This is a genomic window from Variovorax ginsengisoli, assembly GCF_030811835.1.
GTDB lineage: Bacteria > Pseudomonadota > Gammaproteobacteria > Burkholderiales > Burkholderiaceae_C > Variovorax > Variovorax ginsengisoli_C.
Genome location: NZ_JAUSRO010000002.1, coordinates 407846 through 423106 on the forward strand (window position 1 = coordinate 407846; position 15261 = coordinate 423106).

Below are 15261 nucleotides of genomic sequence, written 5' to 3' on the forward strand. Positions count from 1 at the left end.
CGCGACCGATGAAAGCTTCCCGTTTCTTTGTTTCCACCCTGAAAGAAGCACCGGCCGACGCCGAAGTCGCCAGCCACCGTCTCATGACGCGCGCCGGCATGATCAAGAAACTGGGCACCGGCATCTACACGTACATGCCGATGGGCCTGCGGGTGATCCGCAAGGTCGAGGCGATCGTGCGCGAGGAAATGGACCGCGCGGGCGCCGTCGAACTCACCATGCCGGTGGTCCAGCCCGCCGAGCTCTGGCAGGAAACCGGCCGCTTCGAGAAGATGGGTCCCGAACTGCTGCGCATCCAGGACCGCCACGAGCGCGATTTCGTGATCCAGCCGACCAGCGAGGAGGTCGTGACCGACATCGCGCGCCAGGAGTTCCGCAGCTACAAGCAGCTGCCCAAGAACTTCTATCAGATCCAGACCAAGTTTCGTGACGAACGCCGCCCACGTTTCGGACTGATGCGCGGGCGTGAATTCATCATGAAGGACGCCTACAGCTTCGACCGCAACCTCGAGGGCGCCAAGGCGAGCTACCAGAACATGGCGCAGGCCTACCGCCGCATCTTCGATCGTTTCGGGTTGACCTACCGCGCCGTGGCGGCCGACAGCGGTGCCATCGGCGGCGACCTGAGCGAGGAGTTCCAGGTGATCGCCGCGACCGGCGAAGACGCGATCGTCTACTGCGCCGACAGCGACTACGCGGCCAACATGGAAAAGGCCGAAGCGCTGGCGCCGACGGCGGCCCGTCCGGCGCCGGCAAAAGCGTTGGAAAAGACGCCGACGCCGGGCAAGAGCACCTGCGCCGACGTGGCGGAACTGCTCGGCATGCCGCTGTCGAGCACCGTCAAGTCGCTGGTGCTGGCCACCGACAAGCTCGATGCCAAGGGCGAAATCGTGGGCTCGCAGGTCTGGCTGCTCCTGCTGCGCGGCGACCACGACATGAACGAGATCAAGGTGAGCAAGCTGCCGGGCCTGGACCAGGGCTTTCGCTTCGCTACCACGGCCGAGATCGACGATCACTTCGGCTGCAAGCCTGGCTACCTCGGCCCGTTGAACCTGAAGAAGCCGGTGAAGCTGGTGGCTGACCGCGAGGTTGCCGTGATGGCCGACTGGACCACCGGCGCCAACGAAGTCGACTTCCACATGACCGGCGTGAACTGGAGCCGTGACCTGCCCGAGCCCGAACTCGTCGCCGACATCCGCAACGTGGTTGCGGGCGACCTGTCTCCTGACGGCAAGGGCACGCTGGCGATCGAGCGCGGCATCGAGGTCGGCCACGTGTTCGTGCTGGGCACCAAGTACAGCAAGGACATGAACGCCACCTTCCTCGACGAAGGCGGCAAGCCACAGTTCCTGGAGATGGGCTGCTACGGCATCGGCATCACGCGCCTGCCGGCCGCCGCCATCGAACAGAACCATGACGAGCGCGGCATCATCTGGCCTGAAGCCATTGCGCCGTTCGTCGTGGTGGTCTGCCCGATCGGCATGGACCGCAGCGCGGACGTCAAGACGGCGGCCGAGGCGCTGTACGACCAGCTCAAGGCCGCTGGCGTCGACGTGCTGCTCGACGACCGCGGTGAGCGCCCCGGCGCGATGTTCGCAGACTGGGAACTGATCGGCGTGCCGCACCGCATCGTCATCTCCGACCGGGGTCTCAAGGAAGGGCAACTGGAGTACCAGCACCGCCGCGATACCGAGGCGACGAAGGTCCCCGCGGGCGCCGCCGCCGAATTCATCCTCTCTCGGCTCGGCCAATGAGCCTGCTGTCGCGCCGCCTCTGGCTGGGCGGTGCGGCGGCATCGGCAGGCGCCTGGTGCCTGCCGGCGATGGCAGGGGCCCAGGTCGAGGAACCCTTGATGGACGCGGTGCGCAATGCGCTGCGTGCCGCCGTGCTCCAAAGCGCGCCGCCCGTCCCCGACGAATTCCCGAGCACCGAGGCGCGGCTGGGTTACCTGCGCTGGCTGACCGCGATGAGCCGGCGACTGCACAGGAAACTGCCCGACGACGCCACGCGCATCGAGTTTCTTCAGACCGTCTGGTACGAAAGCAAGCGCGCCGGGCTCGACGTGAGTCTGGTGCTCGGCCTGATCCAGGTCGAGAGCAATTTTCGCAAGTTCGCGGTGTCCAGCGCAGGCGCACGCGGCTACATGCAGGTGATGCCCTTCTGGACCCGCGCCATCGGCGACGGTGACCCTGCCACGCTGTTCCACATGCAGACCAACCTGCGCTTTGGCTGCGTCATCCTGCGTCATTACCTCGACCGCGAGCGCGGCGATCTGTTCATGACGCTCGGCCGCTACAACGGCAGCCGCGGGCGCGCGCCGTACCCGGATGCCGTGTTCGCCAACCAGCGGCTCTGGGCATTCGAGGACCGCGCGGCCGGTTGACCCGTCCGGTGCGCGCCCGGCTGGCAAGCGGGTTATCACGGGGCGCCGCATTCGGCGGAGCCCCTATGCTGCGTCGTGGCCCTGTCTAGACAAGTTGGTGCGCTTCTTGCTCGCCTGCTGGCAGCGCGCCCTGCGTCTTGCCCCACGAACCGTTTTGGAGATCTCCTGCCCATGCGAGCCAACCTGTCCTGCCCTTCGGTCCGTCAATCGCTGTGGACCCTCACGGTGTGCAGTGCCGCGATCTTCGCTGGCCAGGCCAGCGCGCGCGATCTGGTCGTCGCCCTGAAGACCGAGCCCACCTCGATGGACCCGCAGTACCATGCGCTCACGCCCAACATTCAGCTGTCGCAGACGCTGTTCGATCCGCTGGTGTGCGGCGATGCCGAGCTCAAGGTCGAGCCCTGCCTGGCCGAATCGTGGAAGGCCGAAGGCAATGTGTGGACCTTCAAGCTGCGGCCGAACGTCAAGTTCTCCGATGGCTCGCCCATGACCTCGGCCGACGTGCTCTTCACCATGGACCGCGTGGCCAAGGTGCCGAACAGCCCCTCGTCCTTCAAGGTGTACCTGCAGAAGGTCGAGAAGATCGAGGCGCCCGATGCACTGACGGTGCGCATCACCACCTCGGAGCCGTACCCGCTGCTGGCGATTAACATGGTGGGCCTGCCCATCATGTCGGCCAAGGCCGCCGCCGGCACGGCGCCCGAAGGCAAGACCACCACCGAACTCAACGCCGGCAACGGTCTGGTGGGCACCGGCCCGTACCGCTTCGTGTCGTGGAAGCGCGGCTCGGAAATCATCTTCGAGCGCAATCCCAACTACTGGGGCAAGGCGCCTGCGTGGGACAAGGTCATCTACCGCCCGATCAGCAACCCGGCCGCCCGCGTGGCCGCGCTGCTCGCCGGTGACGTCGACCTGGTGGAAGACCCGCCGACCGATGACCTCGAGCGCCTGAAGAAAGACCCGAAGCTCACGGTCGAGACCAAGGCCTCGAACCGCATCATCTATGTCGCGCTCGACCAGAACGGCGAGACCACCCCGGGCATCACCGACACCAACGGCAAGAACCCGCTGCTCGACAAGCGCGTGCGCGAGGCGCTGTCGCTGGCCATTGACCGTTCGGCGCTCGTCTCGCGCACCATGGGCGGCGTCGCGACGCCGGCCGCGCAACTGCTGCCGTACCCGATGTTCGGCGCCAGCAAGAACTTGGTGACCCCAGCCAAGCCGAACCCCGAGAAGGCCAAGGCGCTGCTGAAGGAGGCCGGCTATCCGAACGGCTTCACGCTGGTGCTGGGCACGCCCAACGGCCGCTACATCAACGACAGCAAGGTCGCGCAGACGCTCGCCGCCATGTGGACGCGCATCGGCGTGAAGACCACGATCGACGCCAATGCGCCGGCCGTCTTCTTCAAGAACCGCGACAGCTACGCCTACAGCGCCTACCTGGCGGGCTGGGGCACCTCGACCGGCGAGATGTCGAACACCCTGAACGCGCTGCTGGTCACACCCAACAAGGACAAGGGCGTGGGCACCACCAACCGCAGCCGTTACTCAAACCCGGCGATGGACAAGCTGGTGGCCGAGTCGGCCACGCAGATGGACGATGCCGCGCGCGCCGCCACGCTGGCCAAGGCGAGCGAGGTTGCGATGGCCGACTTCGCGATGCTGCCGATCCACTTCGAGCATTCGGTGTGGGCAATGAAGAAGGATGTGAGCTTCAAGGGCCGCGCGGACCAGCAGACGATGGTCCAGTACGCCGTGCCTGCCAAGAAGTAGGCCGGTGCTGGCCTTCATCATCCGCCGCCTGCTGCAGGCGGTGCTCGTCATGGCCGTGATGTCGGGCCTGGTCTTCGTCGGCCTCTACGTCGTCGGCGACCCGGTGTCGATGATGGCAAGCGCCGAGGCGACCGACCTCGAACGCGACGAAATCCGCGCGAACTTCGGGCTCGACAAGCCGCTGTGGCAGCAGTACGGCATCTTCATGTCGCACGCGCTGCAGCTGGACTTCGGCAAGAGCTTCCTCACCGGCCAGTCCGCCATGGGGCTCATTCTGGAGCGGATGCCCGCCACGCTGGAACTCGCCGTCGTGTCGATGGGCCTGTCGATGCTCATCGGCGTGCCGCTGGGCATCTGGGCCGGGCTGCGGCCGAACGCGATCAGCACGCGCGGCATCATGACCGGATCGATCCTCGGCTTCTCGCTGCCGAACTTCTGGGTCGGCCTGATGCTGATCATGGTGTTCGCCGTGTACCTGGGCTGGCTGCCGGCCAGCGGACGTGGCGCGACGCGGCACATCGGCCCGCTCGACCTGAGCGTGCTCACGCTGGACGGCTGGTCGCGCCTGGTGCTGCCCGCCATCACCATCGCGCTGGCCAAGGGTGCGCTCATCATCCGCGTCACGCGCGCCGCCACGCGCGAGGCGCTGCCGACGGACTACATCAAGTTCGCGCGCGCCAAGGGCCTGGGCTGGAGCCGCATTCTGCGGGTGCACCTGCTCAAGATCATCATGATCCCGATCATCACGGTGGGCGGGCTGGAGTTCGGCCAGGTGGTGGCCTTCGCGGTGGTCACCGAAACCATCTTCGCGTGGCCGGGCATGGGCAAGCTGCTGCTCGACTCCATCATCACGCTCGACCGTCCGGTGGTGGTGGCCTATCTCATCCTCATCGTGTTCTTCCTCGTGATGCTCAATCTCGCGGTGGACATCCTCTATTCGGTGCTCGACCCGCGCGTGCGGCTGCAGGGAGCCAAGGCATGAACGACACGACCCTTCCTGCGTCCACCCACGTGGCTCAGCTTCCCGAAGTCGTACCGGCCATCGTGGCCGAAGGGCCGGTGGCCAAGCTGCCGCCGCCCGAGACGCCATGGCAGCGCTTCCGCCGCGAGTTCCTGGCGAACAAGCTGGCGGTGTTCGGCCTGGTGCTGCTCGCGCTGGCGGTGTTCGTTGCGGTGTTCGCGCCGTGGATCTCGCCGCAAGACCCGTACGACATCGGCAAGCTCGACATCTTCGATTCCAAGCTGCCACCGGGCAGCCGGGATGCGGCCGACACCATGACCTATTGGCTGGGCACCGATGGTCAGGCGCGCGACCTGCTCTCGGCCATCTTCTACGGCCTGCGCACCAGCCTCATGGTGGGCGGGATCTCGGTGGCCGCAGCACTTGCCATCGGCAGCGTGGTCGGGCTGGCCGCCGCCTACTTCGGCGGCTGGATCGACGCGCTGCTGATGCGCATCGTCGACATCCAGCTCTCGTTCCCGGCCATCCTCGTCGCGCTGATCCTGCTGGCCATCCTGGGCAAGGGCGTCGACAAGGTGATCATTGCGCTCGTCATCGTGCAGTGGGCCTACTTCGCGCGGGCCGCGCGCGGTGCGGCACTGGTGGAGCGCGCCAAGGAATACGTCGAGGCCGCGCAGTGCATGTCGCTCGGCTGGCCACGCGTGCTGCTGCGCCACATGCTGCCCAACTGCATGCCGCCGCTGATCGTGATCGCGACCATCGATCTGGCGCACGCCATCGCGTTGGAATCGACGCTGTCTTTCCTGGGCGTGGGCGTGCCGGTGACCGAGCCCTCGCTCGGTATGCTGATCGCCAACGGCTTCGAGTTTTTGCTGTCGGGCAACTACTGGATATCGTTCTTCCCGGGCATCGCATTGGCGCTGTCGATCGTCGGCATCAACCTGGTGGGCGACCACCTGCGCGACATCCTCAACCCGCACAACTCGAAATGAAGCCCGACCACTCGACACCCGTGCTCGACGTGCAGGGCCTGCAGACCCACTTCTTCACCCACGGCGGCGTGGTGAAAGCGGTCGATGGCGTCGACCTGCGCGTGCATGCCGGCGAGATCCTCGGCCTGGTCGGCGAATCGGGCTCGGGCAAGAGCATCACCGGCTTCTCCGTCATCGGCCTGATCGATGCGCCGGGCCGCATCGCCGGCGGCCACATCCGCTACCTTGGCGAAGAGCTGGTGGGCGCCACGGAGCAGCGCTTGCAGAAGCTGCGCGGCAAGGAGATCGCGATGATCTTCCAGGACCCGATGATGACGCTCAACCCCGTGCTGCGCGTCGACACGCAGATGGTCGAGGCGATCCACGCGCATGAGAAGGTCAGCGCCAAGGCCGCGCTGGCGCGGGCGCACGATGCGCTTGCGATGGTCGGCATCCCGTCGCCAGAGGAGCGGCTGCAGACCTATCCGCATCAACTCTCGGGCGGCATGCGCCAGCGCGTGGCCATCGCCATCGCGCTGCTCAACCGGCCCAAGCTGATCATCGCGGACGAGCCGACCACGGCGCTCGACGTGACCATCCAGGCGCAGATCCTCTACGAGGTGCAGAAGCTGTGCCGCGAGACCGGCACCGCGATGATCTGGATCACGCACGACCTGGCCGTGGTGTCGGGTCTGGCCGATCGCATCGCCGTGATGTATGCCGGCCGCATCGTCGAGAGCGGTGCGACCGCCGACGTGATCCGCGCGCCGTCGCATCCGTACACGCGCGGGCTGATCGATTCCATCCCCACGCGCGCCACCCATGGCACGCTGCTGCGGCAGATCCCGGGCATGACGCCATCGCTGCTGCACCTGCCGCAGGGCTGCGCCTTCCGCCCGCGCTGCAGCCACGCGACCGACACCTGCCTGGCGGTGCCGCAGCCCGAACCCGCACCAGCGGGCAAGACGGTGCGCTGCTGGCACATGCTCACCCCCGAGATGGCCTGAACGCGCATGGAAACCCTTCTCGAATCGACCCCTGCAAGCCCAGTGAGCACCGGCACGCCGCTGCTGCAGCTCCAGGGCATCTCCAAGCGCTTCGTGCAGGACATCGACCTGGCCGGGCGCATCGCGAACCTGATGGGCGCGGACAACCGCGCGTCCGTCGTGCATGCGGTGGCCGATGTCGACCTCGAGATCCGGCCCGGCGAGGTGATCGGCGTGGTCGGCGAATCGGGCTGCGGCAAGTCGACGCTGGGCCGCGTCATCGCCGGCATCAACCCGCCGACCGAAGGCACCGTCAGCTACCTCGGCAAGCCGATCGGCGAGATGAACGCGACCGAGCGCCGTGCCTGGGGCCTGGGCGTGCAGATGATCTTCCAGAACCCGATGGCCTCGCTCAACCCGCGCATGCGGGTGATGGACATCGTGGGCGAAGCGCCGGTGGTGCACGGCCTGGTCAAGGCCAAGGACAAGGCCGAGTACGTCGGCGCGCTGATGCGCCAGGTGGGCCTCGACCCCGACTACGCGCAGCGCTACCCGCACCAGTTCTCGGGCGGCCAGCGGCAGCGCATCGGCATCGCGCGAGCGCTGGCGCTCAAGCCGCGGCTGATCGTCTGCGACGAGGCCGTGGCGGCGCTCGACGTGTCGATCCAGGCGCAGGTGCTCAACCTGTTCCTGGCGCTGCGCCGCGAGTTCGACCTGACCTATCTTTTCATCAGCCACAACCTCGGCGTGGTGGGGCATGTGTCGGACCGCGTGGTCATCATGTACCTCGGCCGCATCGTCGAGGTGGCGCCGACCGAGACCATATTCAGCGCGCCGAACCATCCGTACACGCAGGCACTGTTGTCCGAGCTGCCGACGCTCGAGACGACGCGCCGCGCCTACCAGCCCATCAAGGGCGAACTGCCATCCCCGCTGGCGCCGCCCCCCGGCTGCGCCTTTCATCCGCGCTGCCCGCACGCCATGCCGCGCTGCCAGGTCGAGGCGCCGCTGCTGCGCACCCTGCAGCCCGGCCACACCAGCGCGTGCCATCTCAACGATCTCTCTGCATGACCGCTACGACACCTGTTCTCCCGAGCGTCCCGACGCCGTTCCCGCCCTTCACGCTGCGCCTGCCCGAGGGCGATCCGCTGCCGCTGATCTGCGACTCGCCGCACAGCGGCACGAAGTACCCCGAGGACTTCGGCTACGCCGTGCCTTTCGACCTGCTGCGCGCCGGCGAAGACACCGACGTGCATGTGCTGTGGGACGCGCTGCCTTCCGTCGGCGCCACGCTGCTAGCGGCTGAATTCCCGCGCGCCTACATCGACCCGAACCGCGACATCGAGGACATCGACGCGGGCATGCTCGCCGAACCCTGGCCCACGCCGCTCAGCCCCAGCGAGAAGACGCGCCTGGGCATCGGCCTGATCTGGCGCGATGCGAAGAAGAACGGCAAGGGTGCCATCTACGACCGCAAGTTGCCCGTGGCCGAGGTGCAGAGCCGCATCGCGACGTATCACGCGCCGTACCACGCGGCCATGCGCGAGCACATCGAGGCGGCCTACGCGCGCTTCGGCGCCGTGTGGCACCTCAACCTGCACTCCATGCCCGCCGACTCGTACGAGGGGCTGCAGATCCAGAGCGACCACCCGCTCGCCGACTTCGTGCTGGGCGACCGCGACGGCACCACCGCCGCGCCCGAGTTCACCGTCATGGTCGCCGAGGCGCTGAAGAAGCGCGGCTTCAACGTCGCAATCAACGACCCTTTCAAGGGCGTGGCGCTGATCGCCCGCCTGGGCTGGCCGGCGGAACGTCGGCACAGCCTGCAGATCGAGGTGCATCGCGGCCTCTACATGAACGAAATCACCCGCGAGCGCAGTGCAGGCTTTGATGCGCTGCAAGATGCGCTTGCAGGCGTCTCCCAAGACATCGCCCACTACGTCAAGGACCAACTGAAATGACCGTCATCGCCGACATCGAAGACAAGCACGCGGAGTTCACCGCGCTGCGCCGCGACATCCACGCGCACCCCGAACTCGCCTTCAAGGAAACCCGCACCTCCGACCTGGTGGCCGAGCGCCTCGCGGCGTGGGGCATCGAAGTGCACCGCGGCCTGGGCACCACGGGTGTCGTCGGCGTGCTGCACGGCACGCGCGGCGCAGGCGAACGCGCCATCGGCCTGCGCGCCGACATGGACGCGCTGCCCATGCCCGAGCACAACCGCTTCCTGCACGCCTCGAAGAACCCCGGTCGCATGCACGGCTGCGGCCACGATGGCCACACGGCGATGCTGCTGGGCGCGGCGCACTACCTGTCGACGCACCGCGACTTCGATGGCACCGTCAACTTCATCTTCCAGCCGGCGGAAGAGGGCGGCAACGCCGGCGCCAAGGCCATGATGGACGACGGCCTGTTCGACCGCTTTCCCTGCGAAGAGATCTACGGTATCCACAACATGCCCGGCTTCGAGGCCGGCCACTTCGCCTTCCGCAAGGGCCCGACGATGGCGTCGAGCAACCGCTTCGACATCATCGTGCGTGGCACCGGTGGCCACGCGGCGCAGCCGCACAAGGCGGTCGACACCATCGTCATCGCCGCGCAGATGGTCGGCGCGCTGCAGACATTGATCTCGCGCCACAAGAACCCGATCGACGTTGCGGTGGTGAGCGTCACGCAGATCCATGCGGGCGATGCCTACAACGTGCTGCCCGGCGAAGCCGTGATCAAGGGCACTGTGCGCACCTTCAGCACCGAGGTGCTGGACGACATCGAGGCCAACATGCGCCGCATTGCCGAAATGCTGCCGCAGGCGCACGGCGGCACGGGTGAGCTCAAGTTCCACCGCGCCTACCCGCCGCTGGTCAACTGGGACGCCCAGACCGACTTCGCCATGCAGGTCGCCAAGGACACCTTCGGCGCGGACAAGGTCGACGGCAACACGCCGCAGCACGGCGGCGCCGAGGACTTCTCGTTCTACCTGCAGAAGGTGCCGGGCTGCTACCTTTTCGTTGGCAACGGCGGCGGCGGCCACCGCGAAGAGACTTACCACGGCATGGGCCCGTGCGAGCTGCACAACCCGAACTACGACTTCAACGACGCGCTGCTGCCGGTGGGCTCGACCTACTGGGTGCGGTTGGTCGAGGCGTTCTTCGCACGGGAGTGAGGCTTCACGCGGACGCCGTCGCGCGGGTGACCATCACTTGGTCGATGCGGTGGCTGTCCACGTCCATCACCTCGAAGGTGTAGCCCATCGAACTCACGCAGTCGGTCTTCTTGGGCACGCGGCGCAGCATGACCATCAGGAAGCCGGCCAACGTCTCGTACTGGTCGCCATGCGGCAGGCCGTCGATGTCCAGGGCGCGCAGCACATCCTGGATGGGCGTCACGCCGTCCATCAGCCAGGAATTCTCGTCGCGCTGCACGATCTGCTGCTCCTCGTCCTGCGGGCCGACCAGGTCGCCCATCACGGTGCTCATGACGTCGTTGAGCGTGATCACGCCGACCACCAGGCTGTATTCGTTGACCACGATGGCAAAGTCTTCCTTGGCCTGGCGGAACTGTTCGAGCACTTCGGTGAGCGACAGCCGGTCGAACACCACCAGCGCCTTGTGCAGCGGCACGCCCTGGTCAAGTGCCAGCGGCTGGCTGCTGAGCACGCGCTGGAACATGTCCTTGGCGTCGACATAGCCCAGCACATGGTCGATGTCGCCGTCGCAGATCGGGTAGGCTGAAAAGGGCTCGGCCACGATGCGCGCCCGCAGCACCACTTCGGGGTCGTCCTTCTGGAACCAGGCGATGCGGTCGCGCGAGGTCATCACGCTGTTGACCAGCCGCGTGTCGAGTTCGAACACATTCGCGATCACCTGCTGTTCGCGCGCGGCCAGCACGCCGGCCCTGGCACCGGCCTCCGTCATGGCCAGGATGTCGGCCGAAGTGATGGTTTCGGCACGGTGCGCTGGAATGCCCAGCAACTTGAACAGCAGGTCGGTGCTGCGGGTGAACAGCCAGACCATCGGCTTGAAGGTGGTGATGAGCACTTGCATCGGCCCGACCATGCGCACGGCGATGCGCTCCGGGTCGTTCATGCCCAGGCGCTTGGGGAACAGGTCGGCGAACACCAGGAAGACCGCGATGATGGTTACAAAGGAGGCCGCAAAAGCGGCACCTTGGGCGGTTTCGGGGCTGAACCACAACACGAAGATGCGCGCGAAGTAGGGGCTGAGCGAGCCTTCGCCGACCACGCCGCCGAGGATGGCCACCGCATTCAGGCCGATCTGCACCACGGTGAAGTAGTGGCCGGGCTGCTCCTGAACGCGCAGCACGCGTTCGGCGCGCAGGTCGCCCTCGTCGGCCATCTGGCGCAGGCGCAGGCGGCGCGAAGCGGCCAGGCAGATTTCGGCAAGAGAGAAGAAGGCGCTCGTCGCGATCAGCAAGACGATGACGAGCAGGCTTTGAGTGAGTGTCATGGGTCGATCAGGAAGACCGACATGGTGCCAGACGAAAGCCCGGTCGCGCCGAAAAGGCGGCGCGCCGGCCTGCGTTCCCGTGCGTTCGGTCGCAGCAACGCCTATTGCATGAAGCCGATCCGGCTCTTGGCGATGCCCTGGCGCGGCAGGTCGTCGACCCGCACGGTATCGCGCTGCGCGAGGCGCGCGTTGCCAAAGCCGGTCATGAGCGCGCGCCGCATCTCGCGCGGCGCGAGCGCGGCCAGCGCGTCGAGCACATCATCGGACGGCTCGGGCGCCAGCAGCCGACCCCAATCGTGCTCAGCCCGGATCGACGCATACAGGTTGCGCGCGATCTGCCGTGCCGCCTCGGGCGAGGGCGCCTCGATCTCGAACACATTCATGCGGTTCATGATGGGCTCGGGGATGTGACGCCCATCGTTGGCGGTGGTGATCCAGATCACCTGGCTCGCATCGATCGGCACTTCGGCGAACTCGTCGACGAAAGCGTGCGCGGTGTCATGCTCCAGAAGGTTGTAGAGCGCGCCGAGCGGGTCGTACTGGGTGTCGGCCCCGGCCTTGTCGATCTCGTCGATGACCATCACCGGATTCGCATACTGGCCGTCGACCAGCGCCTCGAACACCTTGCCGGGCTTGGCGCCCTTCCATTGGGACGAGGAGCCCGACAGCAGCCAGCCGGCCGTCATGGAATTCATCGGCACCAGCGACATGCCAGTGCCCAGCAGTTCGGCCAGCTTGCGTGCGAAGTGCGTCTTGCCGATGCCCGGTGGGCCGAGCAGCAGCATGGGCGTGACTTCGAGCCCGTCGCGGCTGTCCTGCGCCAGCGCGACGTGGCGACGCACGTCGTCCAGCACGTCAGTGAAATTAGGGAGCTGCGCGTAGAGCGATGCCATTTCGGGCACCCCGCTGGGCTTGACCTGGAAGCGGTCGGGACCGCGTTCGAGCATGCGCTCGTAGGTGCTGCGCAGGTGGTCGTGCTCTTTGTCGTGGAGCTTGGCCAGCTTGCGTTCGACGTCCTGTGTCTGGAACACGCTGCGCAGGTTGGCAACCGGCAGCTGGAACGACGGCGTGGCGGGGACGAGACTGCGGGAATCCATGGACACCTCCTGTTTCGAACACTGTGCCTCAGCATAAGCCATGCCAGAAGGCCATGTGTGGCGCCGGTGTGTCGAATGCCGCGCCGCGGGCCGGTGCAGTGCCCAACGGAAGGGTCGGTTGCGGCGTGGCGCGGCCGCGCAGGCGGATCAGGCTGCGGCGCTGCCGCCGACGACCTGCTGGAGTTCGCCCGACTCGTACATCTCCATCATGATGTCCGAGCCGCCGATGAATTCGCCCTTGACGTAGAGCTGTGGGATGGTGGGCCAGCTGCTGTATTCCTTGATGCCCTGGCGGATCTCGGCGTCGTCGAGCACGTTCACTGTCTTGAGCGCGCGGGTGTCGACACCCACGGCCTTGAGGATCTGGATGGCGCGGCCGGAAAAACCGCACATCGGGAAGCTCGCGTTGCCCTTCATGAAGAGCACGAGTTCGTTGGACTTGACGAGGTCGTCGATGCGTTGCTGTGCGTCGGACATGGTGGGTAACTCCTGAAAAAAGTTCGTTGACGGATTATTTCACTGTGCGGGCGGATGTGCCGGACGTGCCGTTCCAAACACCGCCCGTGCAGCGGGCGATGCCCGCCAGGTCGTTGCGGCTGTGCGCCTGGTCGAAGCCGCGTGCCTGGAGCAGCGCCTTCACGGCAGCGCTCTGGTCGTGTCCGTGCTCCAGCAGCAGCCAGCCGCCCGGGCGCAGGTGCGCGGGTGCCGCGTCGACGATGCGGCGCAGGTCGTCCAGGCCATCGGTCCCGGAGACCAGGGCTGACACTGGCTCGTGCGCCAGCGCCGGCAGATGCGGGTCGCCTGCGGCGATGTAGGGCGGGTTGGAGGCGATCAGGTCGAGCCCCGCCGGCGCGCCGTCCAGCCAGTCGGCCTGGCGGAACTGTACCGGCAGGCCCAGGCGCCGCGCGTTGGCACTGGCCACGGCCAGCGCGTCGGCGCTGGCGTCGACCGCCACCACCCGGGCATCGGGGCGTGCCTGTTGCAAGGCAAGGGCAATCGCACCGCTGCCGGTGCCCAGGTCGAGCACATGGGGCGCCGACTGGCCTTCGAGCACGGCCAAGGCCCAGTCGACCAGCGTTTCGGTGTCGGGGCGCGGCACCAGCACGCGCGCGTCCACCTTCAGCGTCAGGCCGTGGAATTCCTTCTCGCCGACCAGGTAGGCGACCGGTTCGCCAGCCCGCCGGCGCGCACAACCGGCTGCAAAGTGCAGCCATGCCGCCTCGGGCAACGCGTCGGTGTCGTGCGCCAGCAGCCAGGCCCGGTCGTGCGGCGCGCGGCCCAGCGCATGCAGCAGCAGCAACTGTGCATCAAGTCGGTCGATGCCGAGTGCCCCCGGCGCGGTGGCCGCTCGCAATGCCTGCGCGACGGTGGAGGGCGTCGCCACGTCGATGCGTTCGCCGGTCATGCGGGCAGGCTCGATTCGAGCTCGGCAAGCTGCTCGGCCTCGCGGAAGGCCTGGAGTGCGTCGAGCACGTCGCCCAGGTCGCCCTCCATGATTGACAGCAGCTTGTAGAGCGTGAGGTTGATGCGGTGGTCGGTGAGCCGGCCCTGCGGGAAGTTGTAGGTGCGGATGCGGTCGGAACGGTCGCCGGTGCCGATCAGTCCCTTGCGCTCGGCCGCGTCCTTGGCCGCGCGTTCACTGCGGTCCTTTTCCTGGATGCGTGCAGACAAGACCTGCAGGGCCTTGGCCTTGTTGCGATGCTGGCTGCGGTCGTCCTGGCATTCGGCGACGATGCCGGTCGGGATATGGGTGATGCGCACGGCCGAGTCGGTCTTGTTGATGTGCTGGCCGCCTGCACCGCTCGCGCGGTAGGTGTCGATGCGCAGGTCGGCCGGATTGATCTGCACGGCCACCGTCTCGTCGGGCTCGGCCAGCACGGCCACGGTGCAGGCACTGGTGTGGATGCGGCCCTGCGTTTCGGTGGCGGGCACGCGCTGCACGCGGTGGCCACCCGACTCGAAGCGCAGCCGGCCAAACACATCGTCTCCCACCACGCGGATCACGACTTCCTTGTAGCCGCCGAGCTCGCTGGTGCTTTCGCTGACGATCTCGCAGCGCCAGCCCACGCGCTCTGCATGGCGCGTGTACATGCGCAGCAGATCGCCCGCGAACAGCGCCGATTCGTCGCCGCCTGTGCCTGCGCGGATTTCGAGGAATGCGTTGCGCGCGTCGTCCGGGTCCTTGGGCAGCAGCAGGCGCTGCAGCTCGTCTTCGAGCTTGGTGAGTTCTTCCTCGGCCGAAGCGATTTCTTCCCGCGCCATCTCGGCCATGTCGGCGTCGCCGAGCATCTCGCGCGCGCCGGCCAGGTCGGCCTCGCGCTGAACGTAGCGTGTGTAGCGGCCGGCGATCTGCGTGACCTCGGCATGTTCGCGCGAAATGGTGCGGTACTGCGTCATGTCGGACATGATGTCTTCGCGCGACAGCAGGAAGTCGAGTTCACCCAGGCGTTGGGCGTAGCGTTCGAGTTGGTGACGGAGGAATGGCTTCATGGATTCGGGAACGGGAGCACAGACGGCACGCAGAGCGCGTGGAGGTTTCGCAGAAGGCGCAAAAGGAAGACAAAGAGAAGACAAAGCGCTGGATGGTTTCCTTGCGTCGTGCGCGCAACTTTCACATCCTCTGC

The 15261-nt window shown here is 67.0% G+C and carries 14 protein-coding genes; 9 read left to right on the forward strand and 5 right to left on the reverse strand.

The window, feature by feature from the left end; all coding sequences use genetic code 11:
* Positions 1-8: 8 nt before the first annotated feature.
* From J2W36_RS04145 to J2W36_RS04185, 9 genes are all read left to right on the forward strand, one after another.
* Entirely contained in the window at positions 9-1754 is a 1746-nt protein-coding gene (locus J2W36_RS04145) for a proline--tRNA ligase (protein WP_307688394.1), read from the forward strand.
* Positions 1751-2383, forward strand: a complete 633-nt coding sequence (locus tag J2W36_RS04150) for a lytic transglycosylase domain-containing protein (RefSeq protein WP_307688395.1) — start codon at positions 1751-1753, stop codon at positions 2381-2383. Before J2W36_RS04145 ends, J2W36_RS04150 begins: the two co-directional genes overlap by 4 nt.
* A 171-nt stretch (positions 2384-2554) precedes the next feature.
* Positions 2555-4156, forward strand: coding sequence for an ABC transporter substrate-binding protein (locus J2W36_RS04155; RefSeq protein WP_370869250.1), 1602 nt, complete (start codon positions 2555-2557; stop codon positions 4154-4156).
* A 4-nt stretch (positions 4157-4160) separates the two neighbouring features.
* Positions 4161-5138 (forward strand): ABC transporter permease, encoded by a 978-nt coding sequence (locus J2W36_RS04160; protein ID WP_307688396.1) that lies wholly within the window; start codon positions 4161-4163, stop codon positions 5136-5138.
* Between the two features lie 59 nt (positions 5139-5197).
* Complete coding sequence (locus tag J2W36_RS04165) at positions 5198-6109, forward strand: ABC transporter permease (RefSeq protein WP_370869253.1); 912 nt, start codon at positions 5198-5200, stop codon at positions 6107-6109.
* A complete protein-coding gene (locus tag J2W36_RS04170) occupies positions 6106-7095 on the forward strand; it encodes an ABC transporter ATP-binding protein (protein ID WP_307688398.1) in 990 nt (329 codons plus the stop codon). The genes J2W36_RS04165 and J2W36_RS04170 overlap by 4 nt, the downstream gene beginning before the upstream one ends.
* A 6-nt stretch (positions 7096-7101) precedes the next feature.
* On the forward strand, positions 7102-8145 hold the full coding sequence (locus J2W36_RS04175) for an ABC transporter ATP-binding protein (protein WP_307688399.1): 1044 nt from the start codon (positions 7102-7104) through the stop codon (positions 8143-8145).
* Positions 8142-9035 (forward strand): N-formylglutamate amidohydrolase, encoded by an 894-nt coding sequence (locus tag J2W36_RS04180; protein WP_307688400.1) that lies wholly within the window; start codon positions 8142-8144, stop codon positions 9033-9035. Before J2W36_RS04175 ends, J2W36_RS04180 begins: the two co-directional genes overlap by 4 nt.
* Positions 9032-10237, forward strand: a complete 1206-nt coding sequence (locus J2W36_RS04185; protein ID WP_307688401.1) for a M20 aminoacylase family protein — start codon at positions 9032-9034, stop codon at positions 10235-10237. The genes J2W36_RS04180 and J2W36_RS04185 overlap by 4 nt, the downstream gene beginning before the upstream one ends.
* A gap of 4 nt (positions 10238-10241) precedes the next feature.
* Here J2W36_RS04185 and paeA read toward each other — a convergent pair whose 3' ends face one another.
* The 5 genes from paeA to prfA form a co-directional block, all read right to left on the reverse strand.
* Positions 10242-11540 carry a polyamine export protein PaeA gene (paeA, locus tag J2W36_RS04190; RefSeq protein ID WP_307688402.1) on the reverse strand — a complete coding sequence of 433 codons (1299 nt, stop codon included), beginning with the start codon at positions 11538-11540 and terminating at the stop codon, positions 10242-10244.
* A 101-nt stretch (positions 11541-11641) separates the two neighbouring features.
* Positions 11642-12637, reverse strand: coding sequence for an AAA family ATPase (locus J2W36_RS04195; RefSeq protein ID WP_307688403.1), 996 nt, complete (start codon positions 12635-12637; stop codon positions 11642-11644).
* 147 nt (positions 12638-12784) lie between these two features.
* Positions 12785-13114: a Grx4 family monothiol glutaredoxin gene (gene grxD / locus J2W36_RS04200; RefSeq protein ID WP_307688404.1), complete on the reverse strand. Its 330-nt coding sequence runs from the start codon at positions 13112-13114 to the stop codon at positions 12785-12787.
* A 34-nt stretch (positions 13115-13148) separates the two neighbouring features.
* Entirely contained in the window at positions 13149-14042 is an 894-nt protein-coding gene (gene prmC / locus J2W36_RS04205) for a peptide chain release factor N(5)-glutamine methyltransferase (RefSeq protein ID WP_307688405.1), read from the reverse strand.
* A complete protein-coding gene (prfA, locus tag J2W36_RS04210; RefSeq protein ID WP_307688406.1) occupies positions 14039-15127 on the reverse strand; it encodes a peptide chain release factor 1 in 1089 nt (362 codons plus the stop codon). The genes prmC and prfA overlap by 4 nt, the downstream gene beginning before the upstream one ends.
* Positions 15128-15261 lie beyond the last annotated feature (134 nt).

What these genes read in the sequence shown, in the direction of transcription:
- J2W36_RS04145 (WP_307688394.1), top strand. Translation starts at nt 9, where the DNA reads ATGAAAGCTTCCCGTTTCTTTGTTTCCACCCTGAAAGAAGCACCGGCC.
- J2W36_RS04150 (WP_307688395.1), top strand. Translation starts at nt 1,751, where the DNA reads ATGAGCCTGCTGTCGCGCCGCCTCTGGCTGGGCGGTGCGGCGGCATCG.
- J2W36_RS04155 (WP_370869250.1), top strand. Translation starts at nt 2,555, where the DNA reads ATGCGAGCCAACCTGTCCTGCCCTTCGGTCCGTCAATCGCTGTGGACC.
- J2W36_RS04170 (WP_307688398.1), top strand. Translation starts at nt 6,106, where the DNA reads ATGAAGCCCGACCACTCGACACCCGTGCTCGACGTGCAGGGCCTGCAG.
- J2W36_RS04175 (WP_307688399.1), top strand. Translation starts at nt 7,102, where the DNA reads ATGGAAACCCTTCTCGAATCGACCCCTGCAAGCCCAGTGAGCACCGGC.
- J2W36_RS04180 (WP_307688400.1), top strand. Translation starts at nt 8,142, where the DNA reads ATGACCGCTACGACACCTGTTCTCCCGAGCGTCCCGACGCCGTTCCCG.
- J2W36_RS04185 (WP_307688401.1), top strand. Translation starts at nt 9,032, where the DNA reads ATGACCGTCATCGCCGACATCGAAGACAAGCACGCGGAGTTCACCGCG.
- paeA (WP_307688402.1), bottom strand. Translation starts at nt 11,540, where the DNA reads ATGACACTCACTCAAAGCCTGCTCGTCATCGTCTTGCTGATCGCGACG.
- J2W36_RS04195 (WP_307688403.1), bottom strand. Translation starts at nt 12,637, where the DNA reads ATGGATTCCCGCAGTCTCGTCCCCGCCACGCCGTCGTTCCAGCTGCCG.
- grxD (WP_307688404.1), bottom strand. Translation starts at nt 13,114, where the DNA reads ATGTCCGACGCACAGCAACGCATCGACGACCTCGTCAAGTCCAACGAA.
- prmC (WP_307688405.1), bottom strand. Translation starts at nt 14,042, where the DNA reads ATGACCGGCGAACGCATCGACGTGGCGACGCCCTCCACCGTCGCGCAG.
- prfA (WP_307688406.1), bottom strand. Translation starts at nt 15,127, where the DNA reads ATGAAGCCATTCCTCCGTCACCAACTCGAACGCTACGCCCAACGCCTG.